General features: G+C 45.4%; 20 protein-coding genes. 3 read left to right on the top strand and 17 right to left on the bottom strand.

Annotated features, from left to right (window positions below; translation table 11 throughout):
* Positions 1-105 precede the first annotated feature (105 nt).
* From BM210_RS01700 to BM210_RS01725, 6 genes are all read right to left on the bottom strand, one after another.
* Positions 106-564, bottom strand: a complete 459-nt coding sequence (locus BM210_RS01700; protein WP_091163851.1) for a chemotaxis protein CheX — start codon at positions 562-564, stop codon at positions 106-108.
* Between the two features lie 149 nt (positions 565-713).
* Complete coding sequence (locus tag BM210_RS01705; protein ID WP_091163852.1) at positions 714-1,877, bottom strand: stalk domain-containing protein; 1,164 nt, start codon at positions 1,875-1,877, stop codon at positions 714-716.
* Positions 1,878-2,064: 187 nt separating this feature from the next.
* Complete coding sequence (locus BM210_RS01710; protein WP_256223197.1) at positions 2,065-2,862, bottom strand: ABC transporter permease; 798 nt, start codon at positions 2,860-2,862, stop codon at positions 2,065-2,067.
* 124 nt (positions 2,863-2,986) lie between these two features.
* Positions 2,987-3,874: an ABC transporter permease gene (locus BM210_RS01715; protein ID WP_256223198.1), complete on the bottom strand. Its 888-nt coding sequence runs from the start codon at positions 3,872-3,874 to the stop codon at positions 2,987-2,989.
* Between the two features lie 16 nt (positions 3,875-3,890).
* Positions 3,891-4,883 (bottom strand): ABC transporter ATP-binding protein, encoded by a 993-nt coding sequence (locus BM210_RS01720; RefSeq protein WP_091163854.1) that lies wholly within the window; start codon positions 4,881-4,883, stop codon positions 3,891-3,893.
* A 255-nt stretch (positions 4,884-5,138) separates the two neighbouring features.
* Complete coding sequence (locus BM210_RS01725) at positions 5,139-5,696, bottom strand: GNAT family N-acetyltransferase (protein ID WP_091163855.1); 558 nt, start codon at positions 5,694-5,696, stop codon at positions 5,139-5,141.
* A gap of 197 nt (positions 5,697-5,893) precedes the next feature.
* Here BM210_RS01725 and BM210_RS01730 point away from each other — a divergent pair, with 197 nt between their 5' ends.
* Positions 5,894-6,124: an eL33 family ribosomal protein gene (locus BM210_RS01730; protein ID WP_091163857.1), complete on the top strand. Its 231-nt coding sequence runs from the start codon at positions 5,894-5,896 to the stop codon at positions 6,122-6,124.
* Between the two features lie 153 nt (positions 6,125-6,277).
* On the top strand, positions 6,278-6,667 hold the full coding sequence (locus tag BM210_RS01735) for a hypothetical protein (protein WP_143100976.1): 390 nt from the start codon (positions 6,278-6,280) through the stop codon (positions 6,665-6,667).
* Between the two features lie 260 nt (positions 6,668-6,927).
* Here the strand turns inward: BM210_RS01735 and rpmG are convergent, their stop codons facing one another.
* The 10 genes from rpmG to BM210_RS01785 all read right to left on the bottom strand — a co-directional run bounded on the left by rpmG (position 6,928) and on the right by BM210_RS01785 (position 17,338).
* Positions 6,928-7,077: a 50S ribosomal protein L33 gene (rpmG, locus tag BM210_RS01740; protein ID WP_091163860.1), complete on the bottom strand. Its 150-nt coding sequence runs from the start codon at positions 7,075-7,077 to the stop codon at positions 6,928-6,930.
* A 106-nt stretch (positions 7,078-7,183) separates the two neighbouring features.
* Positions 7,184-8,398: a GTP-binding protein gene (locus tag BM210_RS01745; protein WP_091163862.1), complete on the bottom strand. Its 1,215-nt coding sequence runs from the start codon at positions 8,396-8,398 to the stop codon at positions 7,184-7,186.
* Between the two features lie 103 nt (positions 8,399-8,501).
* Positions 8,502-9,476, bottom strand: coding sequence for a metal ABC transporter substrate-binding protein (locus BM210_RS01750; RefSeq protein ID WP_091163864.1), 975 nt, complete (start codon positions 9,474-9,476; stop codon positions 8,502-8,504).
* On the bottom strand, positions 9,460-10,386 hold the full coding sequence (locus tag BM210_RS01755; RefSeq protein WP_091163866.1) for a metal ABC transporter permease: 927 nt from the start codon (positions 10,384-10,386) through the stop codon (positions 9,460-9,462). The genes BM210_RS01750 and BM210_RS01755 overlap by 17 nt, the downstream gene beginning before the upstream one ends.
* Positions 10,323-11,039, bottom strand: coding sequence for a metal ABC transporter ATP-binding protein (locus tag BM210_RS01760; protein WP_091163867.1), 717 nt, complete (start codon positions 11,037-11,039; stop codon positions 10,323-10,325). The genes BM210_RS01755 and BM210_RS01760 overlap by 64 nt, the downstream gene beginning before the upstream one ends.
* 460 nt (positions 11,040-11,499) lie before the next feature.
* Complete coding sequence (locus BM210_RS01765) at positions 11,500-12,825, bottom strand: ABC transporter substrate-binding protein (RefSeq protein ID WP_256223200.1); 1,326 nt, start codon at positions 12,823-12,825, stop codon at positions 11,500-11,502.
* A gap of 30 nt (positions 12,826-12,855) precedes the next feature.
* Complete coding sequence (locus BM210_RS01770; RefSeq protein ID WP_091163869.1) at positions 12,856-14,085, bottom strand: Gfo/Idh/MocA family protein; 1,230 nt, start codon at positions 14,083-14,085, stop codon at positions 12,856-12,858.
* A 12-nt stretch (positions 14,086-14,097) separates the two neighbouring features.
* The gene (locus BM210_RS01775) at positions 14,098-15,339 is read right to left on the bottom strand and encodes an N-acetylglucosamine-6-phosphate deacetylase (RefSeq protein ID WP_091163870.1); all 1,242 of its coding nucleotides are present in this window, start codon (positions 15,337-15,339) and stop codon (positions 14,098-14,100) included.
* The gene (locus BM210_RS01780; RefSeq protein ID WP_091163872.1) at positions 15,308-16,036 is read right to left on the bottom strand and encodes a glucosamine-6-phosphate deaminase; all 729 of its coding nucleotides are present in this window, start codon (positions 16,034-16,036) and stop codon (positions 15,308-15,310) included. Before BM210_RS01780 ends, BM210_RS01775 begins: the two co-directional genes overlap by 32 nt.
* Positions 16,037-16,297: 261 nt before the next feature.
* Positions 16,298-17,338: a LacI family DNA-binding transcriptional regulator gene (locus BM210_RS01785; protein ID WP_091163874.1), complete on the bottom strand. Its 1,041-nt coding sequence runs from the start codon at positions 17,336-17,338 to the stop codon at positions 16,298-16,300.
* Between the two features lie 188 nt (positions 17,339-17,526).
* Here BM210_RS01785 and BM210_RS01790 point away from each other — a divergent pair, with 188 nt between their 5' ends.
* A complete protein-coding gene (locus BM210_RS01790; RefSeq protein ID WP_091163875.1) occupies positions 17,527-18,261 on the top strand; it encodes a hypothetical protein in 735 nt (244 codons plus the stop codon).
* Positions 18,262-18,297: 36 nt separating this feature from the next.
* Here BM210_RS01790 and BM210_RS01795 read toward each other — a convergent pair whose 3' ends face one another.
* Entirely contained in the window at positions 18,298-18,759 is a 462-nt protein-coding gene (locus BM210_RS01795) for a zinc ribbon domain-containing protein (RefSeq protein ID WP_091163877.1), read from the bottom strand.
* Between the last annotated feature and the right edge of the window lie 55 nt (positions 18,760-18,814).

Consider the following 18,814-nt stretch of genomic DNA (forward strand, 5'->3'; position numbering starts at 1 on the left):
ATCCATATCCCGAAAGCTGTACATTTATACTTTCTGACTATTTCAAAAAAAAGTGGCAGCTGTCCGTCAAGCCGGAAGCTACCACTTCTCTGTACCCGATTAGAATCAAACGATCAAAACCTGTATATCCAACTCACCAATTCCGTCCATAATTAACGGTATCGTTAATGCTTTCTTAGGAATAAAACCAGCTGCATTCGCGGAATGAAGCAATTTCGGAGGCGTTATATCTACCCGAACTCCCTGATTATACAACATGGTGCTGGCATTACCGCTGATCATGTTACCGAGTTCGGAAATCGCGCTCTTACTCATATCGTCCATCTCGGTGACTACATAGCCCCCCATCATCGCGGAAACCATCTTCAATGCAACCACTTCATGCAGACCGAATACGACATCCCCCTGCATTTCCCCTGTCATGCCAATCTGTATCCAAATAAAGTTTTCTACGAATTTAACGTCCTTTATTCCCAGCTGTCCGGTAGAAGGACGAATATTGGCGACTTGCTCTATGACAATTCTAGCAGATTCCAAAAATGGATTGATGTATTCCGCCTTCATAAAATGATCTGGCTCCTTTGCGACAAAATCACGAGTCCTACATAGGTCTAATTTCTCCCTCATTATACCTACTTCTGTCGCAAAAGTATATAACTTTTGTCTTGAAATGTTGGAATATCAGTGTTTATGCCGATTCCTTTAACAATCGATTAACGAAATGAAGCAAATGGTATTTCAAATTCTGGCATCCCAGAGGCGTACGCCGTATACTCATATTGGTTAAAATAGATGACGACGCCGTTGTGTTTCAGAAAGTACGGACGCTCCGGCTCAATGGTCTTGAACGGCGCTAATAGACTTAATCCATCTTCCTTATATTGTTTCATAATTTCATTATTGATGATCGATACATAATTGGCATTGCCTGCTGCTGCCTCTTGAAGCGTCAACAGGTTACCCGTAGTCAGATCAAATGTATAGGGAACACGTTCAGTCATCCCGTGCGCTCCACCCAAATACATATAATAATCGATATATAGGCTTAACCGATTTTGTTCATTATAGGTTACCTTATACACGCCATCAAGGCTCACAGGAGGAATCTTGATCTTCGCATTATCCGCTTCCCACTGTTTATTGTCCGCTGCTGCCTTGTTCAGCATAGTCTTGTCAGCGGAGACGTGATTCTCGATCTCCTTTTTCAGAAAGGCATTCACCTTTTGCTGAATATCAGCATTAGCAAAGCCGGCGATTTGCGGATAGCTGACCTTCAAAGAAATTCCCTCATTGGCTTCAGCGATTTGCTCTGTTTTGAAAGTAATCGGGTTTTCTTTGATGGTAGTAATACCTACCATACCTAACGCCGCATCATAGGAAATCCCGTAACCGACACTTTCAAGAAAAAAACGAAGCGGTACGTAAGTCGAATCATCCTCTATAATGATCGGTAATGCATAAATAAGCTGATCATTCAGCAAATAGGCTCCGTTCTCTTGCTTGATTTCAAACTTCAATGTCCGCCCCCTTCCGCTAATCAGAACAGTTTGATTGTCTGCATCATAACCTATATCCAGCCCAAGCTCATCACTGAGTGAGCGCAGACCGATATAAGTATCCCCATGGACGTTGGCAGTTGGAACAGCCTTGCTCACACCGTCAATGAGTAAAGGATTGGAATGGACCATTATCCGGTCCCCTCCCAACAAGGCTGCGTACGCTTCCAACGGGCCTTCCAGCGGCAAGTTTGCACTACCTCCTACAGCGACTGCGATCACAAGCGCAAGCAGCCTTTTTCTACCCCGTTTTGCCGACTTCCTCTTTGATCTTGACTGACTTCCTGTTATAGACATTGTTTTGTCATATTTGGAGTTCATCCGTTATCATCCTTTCCGATTATGGCAGGTTGTGTGGGCTATACAAATTAACTTCTCAGTAAATTACCCTTTTTAGCCTAATTAGAAGCGTATAGAGCATTTAGCGGCTTTAGATGACCGTGATCCCTACACTACCGGTCATTCTGGGCGGATGGCCAAATACAACCTGTAGAGGCGGGAATCAGAATCACATCCGCATTCCCATGGAGTTGCCGGAGCTGTATTTTTTCAAACCGTAATAAAAAAAGGCAGTTCCTGCGATCGCCAAGCCTACTGCTACACCAATCGCCTGCCACACAAACAGTGGTTCCATTGAGCGGAGTAAGCCTATCGGCAAATAGCTGATAAAGCCAGCAGGAATAATCGTAAATAAAATCAGCTTCCCCCAGCCACTAAATATCCCAGTTGGATACGTCGAAAAAGCCAATAATCCATTAAACACTTGCTGACCGATACCTTCGGCATTCCCAATAAAAAAGGCAAGTGACTGCACAATAACGACGAAAAATATAAAAATCAGCAGCGTAATCAGCAATGCCAGCGCAAATTTGAATATACCCATAAGCGTCGTGTCACCGAACACTCCATATACAATTAAGGCAAACAGGACATCCCCTATTGCTGAAACCGACATACGACTGATCAGGATATGCAGCAGCACCGGCTTCGGCTGGGACAAGAACACATCCAGCTGGCCTGACGAGATCAGTGAAGCCAACCGATAAGCATTGCCGAACAATACGGCTGACAGACCGAACCCTCCCGCACTCACCGCCCACATCATCATGACGTCTTGCAGCGACCATCCGTTCACCACTTGGAATCTTTGGAAATACAGGCCCCAGAACAAAATCCACACTATATTATTCACTACCATCATACCTGCAGTCAGCATAAAGCTGATCCTGAACTCCATTGCTCCTGCCAGATTCAATTTCCAGCAGCTCCATACGAAAGCTGCAAGTCCCGCTGTTTGCTTGACCACTTGTTTACCACCCGCCTCTTCTTACTTTCTATTACTAGCGCTCTTCGGCTCACTTATACTTCCTCTTTATCCCTCTTTCTCCTTCTTTCTCCTTCCTGCTTCATCTTGCTTCCACTTAACCCGTTTATCCGCCGTTCACGTTCAGCTTGGTAACACCTTGGCGATAAATCATCCATACCACTGCTCCAAGCAGTATGATCCAGCACATTTGCGTAAGCAGCATCGGAGCGAGAGAAATATCTGCCCACTTTACTGCGGTTTTTGCAGGGAAATACAGGATGGTTTGGAAAGGCAGCCAGCGGCATACCTCCTGCAGCAGCTTGGGGAATAGTTCTAGCGGCATCAGCATTCCGCCAACCGTGAACAGCAGTTTATGATATACAAATTCGAGTCCCCTCGTTTCCTCCACCCAAAACGCACACAAAGCGAGAGCCATATTAAGCAAAAAATTAATGGTAATTGCACCTATCGACATCAACAGAAAGCCCAGCCAGCCCCAGCCAAAGTCAGGCCAGCCGAATATCACAACTCCAAGCAGCCCGCCTACACCAAGATTAACAAGCAATCGCACCGCTACCTCGCTAAGATAACCTACATAATGAAACGCAATATAGTTCAAGGGCCGCGTCAGCTTATAGCCAACATCCCCGTTCTTAACCTCTTCCTCTATCCGTGTCGCCAAGCTCGGAAACGCCGTCGTTAGCGCCTCTGCGAACAAAATATACCAAATTATTTGTGCATAGCTGTATCCCTCAATAATCGAAGTTCCTTCACCTTGGTACGTAACACTCCATAACTGAATGAATATATACATGATGAGAATAAGAAATATCGAGCGGATGAGGAAATCGTACACGTAGGCAAAATGATTTCGCAGCGTCACCCTGCCAATAGCCAAGTACTTCAGCAGTTTGCCGAACAACGAAGCACGAGGTCCAGGTGGCTTAAAGGTATCAGCTGTATGGGGAAATGCGCTGTCTGCGCTTGGACGTTTATTCAACGTTTGCCTCATAATACACTCTCCCTTTCTACCGTACGATTCCCGATTCTCTGGCATAAATATGGGTGATGATCTGATCCATCGGCGGATCTTCAATCGTAACATCGATAACCCGATATTTGCTTACGATATGGGCCAGTACCTGCTCTATGCTGACAGCTGTCGTCTCGATGGACAGCTTTAATGTAAGTCCTTCTTGCAGCAGTACTTCTACACCGGGAAAGCTGAAGCTCGCACCGGTCTCCTGCAGCTGCAGATGAATGGTTTTCACCGTCAGCAGCTCGCGCTTCATCCGCTCGACGCCATCATCCAGAATAACCTCGCCATGGTTAATTACGACGACACGCTTGCACAGCTGCTCCACGTCACCCGCATCATGCGAGGTCAGAAACACCGTCATGCCCTCCTCCCGATTCATTTCCAGAATCAACTCGCGGATTTTTTGCTTGACGATAACGTCCAGTCCGATGGTTGGCTCATCAAGAAACACAATTTGGGGTCGATGCAGCATCGCTGCTGCAATCTCACAGCGCATCCGTTCACCCAACGACAGCTTGCGGACCGGAGTGTGCAGGTAAGGCTCCAGCTCAAAACGGCGCACCAAATCGTCGCGGCGGCTGTAGTAATCGGAACGCTTCAATTCATAAATTCGACTCATCAGTTCAAAGGAATCCATCGGCGGGAGGTGATACCACAGCTGCGACTTCTGCCCAAATACGGAACCGATATGGTAGGCCAGACGGCTTCTCTCTTTCCATGGACAGTACCCGAGAACCTCCGCTTCACCACCGGATGGATGCAGAATACCCGTGAGCATTTTGATAGTCGTTGATTTCCCCGCACCATTGGGTCCGAGAAAGGCCAGCATCTCACCCTGCTCAACTTGTAAATCCACACTGCGCACGGCCAGCTTTTCGGTGTATTGGGGCTTGAACAGTGATTGCATGCTGCCCCATAATCCCGTTGTTTTACGTTTCACGGCAAAAGATTTGGTCAAGCCTTCTACACGAATTGCATTCATTGTGTCATCCCCCCTTTAGTCCACTAACGCAGAAAAGACCTCGTGCAGCTTCGCCTTGGACAGGCGGAACTTACTCGAGGTCTTTTATCCCTACGGTGTAACGCAGCAGCCAGCCGCGTTCGACTTCGCTTGGTTCGAGCAGGCCGTTATTGACCCTCGGATCCCTAGAAGTCCTTCCACATAATTTTTTAATATACTAACATCAAATGTAAATAATTACAATAAAAATAAAATGTTTTGAATGTCCCATACAACCTAATCCAACCGTTTAACCATCCTATGAAAAAGATGTCCGCTCACCTGAACAACGCCATCTTCCTTATATCCCTGTTTCACATACAATTGCTTGGCAGAAGGATTGTCCAGATCGACGAGCAGCATAATTTTAGGATGCCCAAGCTCTATCGCCTGTTCTTGAAACAAGCGAAGCAGCTCTGTCCCTATGCCCTTGCCTTGATAATCCGAATGAACAGCAATAGAATCCAAATAATATTCATCCTCGCGCGTTTCACGTTCAATGGTTTGTGTTGTGCTGCCGTTCGCTGCTAGACGTTCGAGAAATGGACGATCCAACTCCGCAGCCCGGCTGCCATGGTAAGCAAGCATAAAAGCGATCACTCGTCCATCTTCTTCGATCACGATCACATTTTCATAGCTGATCCGATTTCCTTTTTCCCGAAAAAACTGTTCCAGCACCTGCAATGCATCCCCGACATCCTCGGTTCCTGCTAGTGTGTGGGCAATACCGCCAATCGCCGTATACATTAACGCTATGACAGCTGCTGCATCTTCTTTTTGTGCCTTTCTTATCATGAATTTCCCTCCTGAAGCTCAACTTACACCATAGTGAACCATATCCATGCTCGGTTTGCAAATCCGTACTGAATGTCCAATAACCATGACATAAACTTTCCAGATTCGACCTGACCGCTGCTAACTCCCCGACAGTCCACACTTATTGCAGGGCTGTGTCATATCATACAATATCACACGAAAAGGGGGTCATCCTGATGTCCGTTATTTCCAATTACCAAAAATGCATCAAATATTTAAATCGGCGTGTCCGGATCAAATCCAAAAATGGAAATACCTACGTAGGCAAAATTGTTAAGGTGGATGGTAAAAGAGTACATCTGAAGGTCACTTCCGTAAATGATGGCAAGAAAGTCCATACTTCATTTTTTCCATTTATTTTGCCATTAGTTTTGTTTGATTTGCTCGCTATCGTATTGTTATTTTAATCGGCGATTATGCCCTGATTTTGACAGCAGGTTGTGACAGTATCCTTAATGGACTTGCTGTACGATAGAACTATCAGAGGATACGAGCTTCGGCTGGGCTTGTATGGAGCTTGTAATCAAGATGAAATCATTGAATCAGAAGGAGTAGATAAGGTGAGTCCTATTGTTTCGAATGAAGATGAATGGAAGCAGCAGACCATGCCCAAGCTCACTATGAAGATGCTCTATGAACGGGTGAAGATGCAGGAGCGTGAGAATACAGCGCTTAAACAACGAGTCGAATCCGTGGAGCGGCAATTGACCGAACAGCAGCTTTTAATCGGAGAGGTCGCAGTAACGGCGGATCGACTTATGTGGAGTCAATCCCTGACGAGTACTAATGAATTATTTGCGGATGCAGTGACCATGAATGAAACATCGGCAGGTAGTGAAATGCAAGCAGAGACAGCGGCAGAGACTGCTCAGGAAGCTGTCAAATACAACCTTAACCCTCGCTCCGAACGGCAGGTCGCGCCCAAACGGAAATTTTTGTGGTTCTTTTGAACACAACGATTCGAATAATTGAGAAACAGAGTCCAACCATGGCTCCACAACAGCAATATGAAAGCACAAGAGCAATGATGCTGGACAGGAGTAAGGAGCTAAGAAGTCAGAGGCTGAAGAAGGCTTCCGAACTCATGGCTCTTTTTTTCTGCTTAGACTATTTCTTGCGATTTCGATTCCTGGACCAGATTCGACTCGAGAGGAGCTTACGAAAATAAATAACCGGACTTGGCAGCCCGGTCATACTTGCTCTAGTGCTATTATCTGGTTTCACGGTGAATCGTATATTTCTTTAGTCTCGGACAATATTTCCGCAATTCCATACGTCCTGGTTGATTTCTTTTGTTCTTGGTCGTCGTATAATTACGATCTCCAGTTTCCGTGCAGGCCAATGTGATGATGACTCGCAAGCTGTTCACCTCCTTTAGTTACAATCCACACTCCACGGCCGCAGAATTCCTCCGTTCGCCGTTGTTCAAATATCTCTATGCTGACCAGTATGCTGACCAGCCTCAATCAATCATGGACGAGTTCTTGCTCTAGTTCCACGATATTTGGAAGCGCGTCGCCAAACCGGTTCCAATCGAAATGCATTTCCTCTTCCGTCAATAAGCATGCATCCAATGAAGAAACGATTTGTGTCCTGTCCATCTCAATGCCGATAAATACAACCTTATTGATACGATCTCCATGTTCCGCATCCCAAACCTCCTTCAATTTGGGATCTTCCAGAAGCAGCTCAGCTTGCTCCGCTTCTGGAAGCGCCGCAATCCAACGTCCTGCAGGTCCAAATTGAACCGATGGGCCCGCTTGGCTTATATTTTGTGCGTAATCATTACGAGTTGCCAGCCACATCATCCCTTTGGAACGGACAATCTCAGGCGGCCACTCCGCCATCCACTCCATTAAGCGTTCCGGCTGAAAAGGTTTTACCCGTTCATATACAAAAGAAGAGATGCCGTACTCCTCGGTTTCTGGTGTATGGGAAGGCTTTTCCATCTCTTTGATCCAGCCTGCCGAAACGCTCGCCTCGTCAAAATTGAACAATCCCGTATTCAGTATTTCTGATGGGTCCACTTGTCCCTGCACCGAACGAATCAGCTTCGCACGCGGCTGCAGCTTACGGAGTACTTGTTCCAGTTCCAGCAGTTCAGTCGCCTCTACTCTATCACACTTATTCAATACAAGCACATCGCAAAACTCGATTTGATCGATCAGCAAATCCACGATCTCGCGTGTATCGTCTTCCCCGACAGCCTGGCTTCGCTCCAGCAGCGTTTCACCCGATGAAAAGTCATGCCAAAAGCGATAAGCGTCCACAACCGTAACCATACAATCCAGACGACAAAATCGGGACAGATCGATACCATGCTCCTCGTCCAAATACGTAAAGGTTTGCGCTACGGGAACGGGCTCACCAACACCAGTCGATTCGATCAGAATGTAATCGAAACGGTTTTCCTTGGCAAGTCTTTCAACCTCCCGAAGCAAATCCTCTCGCAATGTACAGCAAATACAGCCATTGGACATCTCCACCAGCGTCTCATTCGTGCGAGATAAGCCGCTGCCGTTTTTCACAAGATCAGCATCGATATTAACCTCACTTAAATCGTTCACAATAACAGCCACTTTTAATCCATTACGGTTATTCAATACGTGATTAAGCAGTGTGGTTTTGCCTGAACCGAGATAACCGCTTAACACGGTTACGGGTATTTGGGATGAATTCATAATCAATCTCCTTTTTTGTGTAATTATTACTATTAAAATTGAAGAGCTAAGGGAATGAATCTCATCCCCTCTTGGCTCCACTTCTATTCATCTGCAGCCGAAGCTATTCATTCAATGCCTTTTTCAATGCTGCCAAATTATTTTTCATCACGCCGATATAATCCAGTTTGTTTTCCTTATCTTCATCCGTCAAGCCCTCCAAAGGATTCAGCACATCGGTTTTGGCACCGATCTCTTTGGCGACTGTAGCAGCCACCTTGGGATCAACCAATGTTTCGAAAAAGATCGTTTTCACTTGTTTTTCCTTGGCAAACTTCACGATACCGACCATTTTATCTGGGGATGGCTCTTGTTCAGGGGAAAGACCTGCGATAGGCACCTGTGTCAATCCATACTCCTTGGCCAAATAAGCAAATGCAGCGTGCTGGGTTACAAATTCTTTACGTTTGGGGCTTTTCAGATCGGTCTTAAAGGCTTGATCCAATTCCTTCAGCTTCGCTATGTAAGCATCGGCATTTCTCTTGTAATCCTCTTTATGTGCAGGGTCCGCTTTCTCCAAAGCAGCCTGAATCACTGCGACTTCCTTTTGGGCTAGAACCGGGCTTAACCATACATGCGGGTCGTGATCATCGTCGTGATGATGCTCCTCCTGCTTGGCTCCGTCCTTAACAGGTGCTTTGGGATCGGCTACCTCTTCCTCCGGCAAGCCCTCCAACAAATCAATCCCTTTACTCGCTTCCACAACGATCCGTTTATCATTAGCCGCACTCTTCAGTGCAGCCTCAGCCCATCCCTCCACAATCCCGTTATAGACGAATACATCGGCTTCCTTGATGAGCTTCATTTCCTTGGCTGACGGCTCCCAATCGTGCGGCTCAACGCCTGAGGGAATCAAACCGATAACCTCAGCATGCTCACCAGCCACCTGCCTTGTGAATTCAACCATCGGATAAAATGAAGCCGCGACCTTCAATTTCTTACCGCTAAAGGAGGCCTGCGAATCTGAATTCCCACACCCAGCTAGCATTAAGCTTGATGAAATTGCTAATACCAAAGTTGTTTTAAACCATGCGTTCATGATTCTTTCCTCCTGTTTCCTGAATAGATGGTTCTTTCATAAAGCTGCGAATCTCACTATGAGCAGCTCTGTTCTGAAGCTCCATGCTTGTGTTACGATTTTTGCCAAGCTTGACGATACCTGTTTTAATCCCGATGCCTATAATCAAAAAAGTCAAAAGTACAAGTGCAATCGTGCCCCCCGGAGGTGTACTCCATGCATAGGACGCTGTCAATCCGCTGAATACGCCTACCAAGCCGATCACCATTGATAACAGCAGCGCAGCTGCAAAGCTCGGCGCAATTCGAATCGCGAGAGCAGCAGGCAAAATAATCAAGGAAGAGACCAGCAGCACTCCAACAATCGGCATCGCTGCGGCAACAATCATGCCTGTAAGAATGCTGAAGCCAAGTGAAATCTGCTTGACCGGAAGGCCGTTGGTGCGGGCCGTTTCCTCATCAAACGTGATTTGATATAAAGGTCTTCTCAACGTATAAAAGAAAATCCCACCGACTATAGCAACACCCAGCATCATATAGAGCTCGGTTTCGTTAACAGCTACCACCGAGCCAAACAAATAAGCAGAAAAACCTTTATTAATGCTTTGATTCAAGCTCATCAGCACAACAGCAGTAGATAATCCGCCGATCATGATGATGGCAACCGAAATTTCACTGTAGGTTTTGTACGATCGCCTCACGTATTCAACCGCAATTGCACCAAGTACCGCTACGGCAAATCCCATCAAAGCCGGATTCACTCGCAGAACAGCACCCGCTGCTACCCCGGCCAGTGAAACATGCGACAGCATATCAGCCATAAGCGCTTGCCGTCGAAGCATTAAGTAAACACCCAGCACCGAAGCGATTACTGCGATGATTCCACCGGCGCAAAATGCCCGCTGCATGAAGTCGTAGTGCAGCATTTCCATCCTCCGTGCTCCTTTCTTTCCAGCTCAATGATGCGATCCAGATACGGTTTAACCTCCGAAAGCCCGTGAGTAACCATGACAACGGTACTTCCATGGGCCTTCACCTGATGATGCATCAAATCATAAAACCCATGTCGGCTTTCCTCATCCATACCGGTCGTCGGCTCATCCAAAATAAGCATATCCGGCTGCTGAGCCAACGCTCTTGCAATGCATACCCGCTGCTTTTGACCGCCTGACAGCTCTCCGATTTTGCGGTTTCGCTGCTCCCACATGCCTACCTGACGCAAGGCGCATTCCGTAATTTCATGATCCTCAGAACGCAGCCTGCGCAGCCATGACCCGCTCGTATACGTGCCAGATAGCACGAATTCGTGAATCTTGCTCGGAAAACCACTATTAAATGAAGCGACCTGCTGGGGGACGTAACCGACTGCCAGCTTGTTCCCATCCTTATTTTTGGGTGAAAGCTGTACCTCACCGCTCCATGGCTGCAGCAGGCCTAACATCAGCTTGAGCAGCGTTGTTTTCGAGGCGCCATTAGGTCCAACTACAGCCACGAACTCACCGGAAAAAATATCGATATAGACGCCATCCAGACTTGGAATGTCGTGGTAGCCAAATACCACTTTATTCATCGAAGCTAACAGCATACTCATGTTCCTTTCATGCCTATAAATGTCCGACAAAGGTTCATTATTCCGTTCAACAATATGTAATTATTACGATATGATTTTAAAGAAGAAATGCTTCTTTTCCCGATTCCCTATTCGATGAATATATCCAAGTCACACAGCGATAATCCCCTAGTTTGTCGGCATCACGATATTAATAGTAATTATTACTTTTTAATATTAGCAGTTATCCTTTCTTTCGTCAATTGTTTAATCGTAATTATTCCATAATAAACTCTTCCATGATCCAGGAGGCATTAACATTTAGCATGGTATTCCCCGAAGAATGCTACGTCCCACACGTTTGTACAAAAAGAAGAACCGTACCTGCCGAGAGTCCAAATCGATTCTCTCCAGCAGCACAGCTCCCCACATAACGCTTACACCTATTTGGTCGTACTTTAATTTCTGAATAAAGCTCTTAGGATGCTTATAACGTTTATTTTTTATTTTTGACCAAAATAGCGTTCGATTCTTTGCGGAATTTGGCCGCAGCTTCCTCTGGCGTTGTTTTTTTGTATAAAATTTGTTGACTCAAATCCGTTAGCAGCTTAACGATCTCAACAGCTCCAACAGGATCAATCGGATTGTCTGATTTGGTATTTTTCCCTACCCAGGCCACATAATCAACAACTTTTTGCTCTTCGGGAGTAAGCAGCGGTTTGATCGCATCTTGTACCTTGGTTGAAGCTGGAACGCCGCGCTCGCCCTTCATGATCTTTTGACCTTCGATATCATTTATCATAAAATTAACAAATTTGGCCGCTTCTTCTTTGTTCTTAGAGTTCTTACTCACAGACAGTGCCTGGCTTGACTGTAGATAGAGACCTTTATCGATGTTAGGCCCTGGAGGTGGCGCAATCTCTAAAGTACGCTTCGCTACAGCTGATTCCGCCACGTACAGATTGGACCAAGAGAAACTAATACCGGCGTTGCCCAAAACCATTTCATCATCCTCGGGTACGCCTTTCTTCTGGGCAAACTTATCCATGGACATTAAAAGACCAGCGTCGTACATTCTTTGAAGCTGCTTATAATAATCGACAAACAACTTGTCATCCGTATAGGCCAAAGCAACTCCGTCTGGACCAAACAGATTTTGCCCCATGGCTCGCAAATAGAAATTAAAGAAATTCCGATCATCCACATTAGCGCTCAAAAGCTTGCCATTTGCTTTTAATTTGGTTCCCATAGCTTCCGCGTCTGCCCAAGTCCACTCTTTGCTCGGTGGGTTAACCCCAGCGGCTTTGAACAATTGAGGGTCATAGATGGCTGCGAGAGCGTTAACTCCGAGTGTAACCTGATATTGCTTGCCGTTATACTGGCCAACCTTCAAAAACGCATCGGAAATCGAGCTTTTATCAATGATTCCTTTATCCATATAAGAAGCCAAATCTTCCAACTGACCTTTATCACCATACTGGGCGACATACGCCACGCTCATTTGCATAATATCCGGCAGATCGTTTGCCGCAGCTTGTGGGACAAGCTTTTTCCAGTAATCATCATAAGCAGCGTATTCTGGCTGTATCTTGACATTCGGGTTTTTCTTTTCATACATTTCAATCATTTTAAGCGTATAGTCGTGCCTCGACTGACCTCCCCACCATGAAAAACGTAGATTAATAGGATCTTTGCTGGGAGCGGCAGTTTTAGGTTGTTCAGAGTTTACAGATGCGACGGGTGCGTTAGATCCTCCACTACAGCCTACTGCAGCGGTGAAAAGTAAGGACATTGATATCGCTAACGGAAATACCTTGTTCAATGTATATTCCTCCCCATATCATTCATCGTATTACATCGGTCTCTTAACCAACTCGCTAAATAGAATGGATCTCCCTTCCCTCATGGATTTGTTCGCCATAAAACCGATCGCATTCGACAACGCCCCATCCCAGGAACTCGCCTGCTGATGAAGTGGATCGGGCAAGCCACCCCGGAACAGCATTTTTAATAGCCTTTCATCCCCTCCTCCATGTGCTCCTCCTACCGAAGGTACTTTAATCGTAATTTCTTCCTGCTCTCGGTTGTATATTCGAAGCTGATTGATGTCTTCCCCAGCAAAGGGTCCTACAGCCCCGTGAAAGGTTTCGGCTTCCATTCTGCCCTTGCTTCCGTTTATTGATATTCTAAATCCTTCATAAGGGGAGTGAGCCGTTAATGAATAACTCATCAGAGCACCACCGGAGTATTTAACGTTCAGGCTGACGGAATCTTCGATATCGATTTCTTCCGAGAATACGCAATTATCGCGATAGTACCCATCGACGTCTTCGGTTTCTAAATACATCTCCGTGAGCGCAGGATCCTTGGTGATGTCCAGATAAAACTCGCAGGAATGCTGATAATTGCAGGTGAGGCAGCGCACTCCTCTTTCCTCCCGAGTCGGTCCGTAAAACCGCAACGTGCCAAAGGCAGAAACCTCAACCGGCTCCTCTTCCAGCAACCAATTAATGAAATCAAAGTGATGCGTTGATTTATGGATGAGCAGGCCCCCTGAATTCGCCTTTTTGCGATGCCACCTTCTGAAGTAGTCCGCCCCGTGGTCGGTGTCCAGGAACCATTCAAAATGAACACTTAAAACATCCCCGATCGATCCCTGCTTGAGCAGTTCCTTCATTCGGACGATAAACGGTCTGAACCGCATGTTGAAGGTGACCGTCACCGTGCGCCCTGTCCGCTGCTCCGCTTCGAGAATGGCATTGCATTTGTCTTCATCAATGGTCATCGGCTTTTCTGTTATAACATCGCAGCCCAATTCCATCGCCTTGATAATGTACTCATGATGGTAGCTATCAATGGTGGTGACAATGACTATATCCGGCTTCGTATTGTTGATCATTTCTTCAAAGCTTTCGAAAACCGGAAAGCTGTCTCCGCATTTATGCTGCAATAATAGGGCTCGCTTGTGATTGGAATCATAAATACCTACAATTTTAGCAACGTCCGTAAATTGCTGAGTTAGGGGGAGCGCAAACATCGATGTACACCTGCTGCCTGCCCCGACAATTGCGTATGTTTTCATGAAATCAATCCCTTACTGCTTATTGGGTAATGCATAAACGGTTTCACCATTAGATACGGTTTCCAATATCGTCCAACTATTATCGATGTTGTGAGTATAAAGGATAAAATCCGCAGGCGAGCCTGCCTGGATCATCCCAACACCTTGCTTATCCAGACCATACAGCTCTGCAGGATGAAGAGTTGCCATAGAAATCGCCTCGCCAAGCGAACAAATCTCCGCCATCGCCACATTCTGCACCCCGATATGCAAAGGTGTAGCAGATCCCGCCAATATATCAGGTGTACTCGCTAAGTGGAGAAACCCATTCTCTTCTAACACTACATCGTCATTAAGAGGTGTATTGTACCTACCTGGCGGCATACCTGCTAAATTAACGGCATCACTGGTTAAAATCGCTTTTTTCCCTTTTGTACGGATCATGACTTTAAGTGTAGACATCGGCAGATGAAACCCATCAGGTATTAGTCCTGCCCATAACTTATCCTCAGCGAGCTGTGCCCAAATGTAATTGGGATGCCGTTTGATATAAGGGTGGGCGCCATTACCCAGATGTGTACTCATCGTGGCGCCAGCTTTCACAGCCGCCTGTATGTCTTCTTCTGCAGCCGCTGTATGACCGATAGAAGCGACAATGCCAAGATTACGCAAGTTTTCAATAAAAGGAATGGCTCCTGGTCTTTCAGGTGCGAGTGTAACCTTGCAAATTCGTCCCTTTGCTGCTTCATTCCATTCCAAAAATTCGTCCCAATCCGGGTCCCTAACCCAAGCACCGTTATGAGCACCTCGAGGACCGTCTTCCGGTGCAATAAAGGGCCCTTCCACATGGATGCCAATTACCGCATAAGCGACCAACGGGTCCGATTGACAAGCTTCCACTATCGTCCTTATGCAGTGAAGCATACGCTCCTTTGTACCTGTCACCACTGTTGGGCAAAAACGTGTAACCCCTCCCCGATGAAGTATGTTTACAATTTGCCGGATTGTTTCCACCGTTGTATCCAATCCATTCAAATCAAAGCCGCCAATCCCATTAAGCTGTACGTCGATTAAGCCGGGGGCAATCCAATGATCGACAGATGTTTCCGTTTCCGCCACTGAAACCACAATTCCATCCATAGTCGTAACCGTTACCGGTTTTCCCGTTAGCCAATGTATACCTGTCCAATTATTCGTAATCCGCTTCCCCTCCCAACGATTTTTGGGTACGCTTTCATTTTGTTTAAAACGTGTCCGATGCTGATTGCTCGTCAAGGAATAGCGTGAAATTCGGGTGTGTTTTCAAAATAGTTGCGGGAATTTGGTTGCTCACATCACTAGTATAAAAATCTTTAATAGCTTTGGCCTTAACTTGATGAGGCACACACGATACAATGATCTCGCTTTGCATGATTTGATGCACCGTCATCGAAATAGCTTGGTTCGGAACCTCATCGAGAGTGGCAAACCAGCCTTCACCCACCTGTTGATTTTTACAGCTATCATCCAAATCAACGACGATATAGGCCTCCTTCGTGTCAAAATTAGCCGGAGGATCGTTAAAAGCAATATGAGCGTTTTCGCCAATGCCAATTAAAGCAAGGTCAATAGGCGCCTTTCGGATTTCGTGAGTCAGAACAGCAATATGATCATGCAGATTGACTTCTCCGTTAACGTAGTGAACTTTATGTAAGGGTACTTTGGAGACAAACCGTTCTTTCAGATATTTACGGAAGCTGGCTGGATGCTGCTCGGAAAGCGCTACATATTCATCTAAGTGGAACATCTCCACTTTGCTCCAGTCAATATCCAATTGTATAAGCGCTTCCAAAGTTTCAAATTGTGAAGCTCCTGTTGAGAGAACTAATCTGACCATTCCTTTTTGATCGATTGTCTTATTAATGATCTCAGCGGAAAATGCAGCTGCTTCGCGGCCTAGCTCCTGAGCATTTTTCAATACATGGATATTCATGTTCATCTCTCCCTCAGAATCGTATTCAAAATGGATTAGCAAGAAATTCATAGTAATCGATTACTTTTGTTATTTTGAGAGTATCATATTCAAATAAAAAGTGTCAATTAGAAAATCAACTCACTAAAGTCTATTCAAAATCGATGCATTCATGTCTAAGCGGAAGCTTTTCTTGCCATATCAGAATGCTTAGCTTCGCTGAAAACAGCTAAATTTCGATATGATTTAGAAATCGATTACTTTTATAACAAAAGACAACCTCTAATTCTGCATGACAGATTGTCTGATGATTAATTTAGGCTGAAGCACAATCTCTTTGACATCAATGGTTTTACCAACCAAAATATCCATTAACATGTTGCAGGAGAATTTACCCATTTCATATTTGGGGAGATCAACAGTTGTTAAAGCTGGGTTGCTCATTTGGGAAAATTCGATATTATCAAATCCCACTACAGATATTTGGCCTGGCACATCAATGCCCTGCTCTTTAAGCTCACTTATTACGCCAAAGGCAGTTAAATCGTTGCAAGTCATAATCGCAGTAGGCCTTTTATCAAGCTTCATTAATCTATGCGCCAACTGTTTGCCAATATTGAATTCAAAAGCGCTGCTATACGTGTTCTCAAGCCCCTCCTCCGCTTCTAAGATCCACAAATCCAACGGTTCTATACCGGATTCCCGAAGCGCGTCATGGTAACCATGAAACAAACCTAATCTGCTGGGGCGATCCAAAATAGCGGTGACATAGGCAATGTTGGTATGACCTTGTTCGATTAAATATTTACAAGCAAGATAAGCTCCTTTGCGATAATCGAATCCGATCTGATATACATCGGGATTGTCGATATATTGATCGATTGAAATTACACATAGCCCTTTTTCGAGATAGGAGTCAAGGAAGTCTTTGTTTTTGGAAATAGACGACACAATAAGGCCCTTTACTTGTTTCTCAAGAAGCGTTTGTAAATATTCAGCTTCTAATTCCGGATTTTGATGAGAGTTGCATAAAAGCACATGATAACCGTTCTTGCGCGCAATCTCTTCAATTCCTAATACAACATCAGCATAAAACGGGTTACTAATTGACGGAATAATAACGCCGATAGTCATACTGTTATTCGTTTTCAGCTGCTTTCCCAGCATGTTGGGTGTATAATTCAATTCCTTCGCAACTGCTTTAATTTTTTTGCTCATCTCAGCGCTGACCGGATATGTACTGTTGCTGAGTACACGGGAAACGGTTGCCGTCGATGCATTAACCATTTTTGCGATATCGTAAATCGTTACTGGTTTGCTCATGAACCCACCTTTTCTAAATAGCTGATGTAATCATTCAAGTTGCCGAATTAAATTAATGCATTGTACAGGTACAGTTCTCTTTATTGTGAAGACAAATGGCAATATGCCGAACGTCAATTTCTGGATGAAGTTCAAGCTGCTGAGCCATACTATGTAACATCTTAATACCATCTGAAGGAGCGACCACCATGATTAGTAATCGCGAGCTGAAGAATGAAATCGAGCAACTCAATGAACAAAATCAAAGTTTGACCCATGAATTGCAATCCATTAAAGAAATGCTTCAAAAACAAGTCTACAGCAGCAACCAGACAAATAACAATAGCAGGTCACAATCAAATTCAGGAAGCGGCGAACAGGACGCCAACTGTAAGGATGAATCCAGTGGAAATTCCAAGCAGGCTGACAGCAGCAGCAAATCTTCAGGTGATCAATCCAAGCAGGCCGACAGCAGCAGCAAATCTTCAGGTAATCAATCAAAGCAAGCCAACAGCGGCAGTAATTCTTCTGACGATCAATCAAAGCAAGCTGACAGCGGCAGTAATTCTTCTGACGACCAATCAAAGCAAGCTGACAGCGGCAGTAATTCTTCTGACGATCAATCAAAGCAAGCCGATAGCGGCAGTAATTCTTCTGATGATCAATCAAAGCAAGCCGATAATAGTGATAGTCAAAGCGACAGCTATGATTCCAGCGAGCAGAATAGCGATTTTCAATCCATCGCTCAGGACTTTTCCAAGCTCAAGGATTTAACCAGTCAGCTGGAATCAAAAATGCAAACCTATATATCCAATCAAACCTCAGGCAGCCCTCTCAGTGAGGAGGATGTGGTTAATCTAGTCCTTGCCATGATGAATGGGATGATCGATTGGACTACTGACCTCATGTCCCGTCAGAATCAACAATCAGGTCCTTTGCAATAGATCGGGGCAGCTTAGACAGGAAGCAGCTAAAGCTCCTTACATAGCGATACCACAGTGTGAGCAAAACTTCGTATCCGCATCATTAGCGGTCCGACAAGCCTGGCAAATTAGGCGAATTTCAGCCGCCGATGCTTTCTCCTCATATGAGCTTGTAAAAGAATACCCGCATGCCGGACAAAATTTAACGTCAGCAGCAACAACCTTACCGCAGCGGCATTCCTTCATATGGCGGGCTTGTTTAATTTTCAGTTCAATAGACTGAATTTCCTGACGCAAAGCGCTGATATGCTGACAATGGGCGGTCACTTCCTTGTCCGCCTGTTTCCAATTGCCGGCTGTATACGCTTTGTACACCGCTTCTCCTATCAGCTTGCTGGTCTTCTCCTGCTCTTTTTCCTTGGCTGTAATTTGCGTACGCAGTTTAGTGGTTTCGACCGTCTGCTGCGCTTTTTTGGCTGCGCCCGATGCGCCTTGCTTCATCTTATCAAAAAAAGACATAAGACACCTCTCCCTCACCTTGTAGTTCTTCCTACTACAAAGCTATGAAGGAAAG

Origin of the sequence: Paenibacillus sp. 1_12, assembly GCF_900114475.1 — a bacterium.
Classification (GTDB): Bacteria; Bacillota; Bacilli; order Paenibacillales; family NBRC-103111; genus Paenibacillus_S.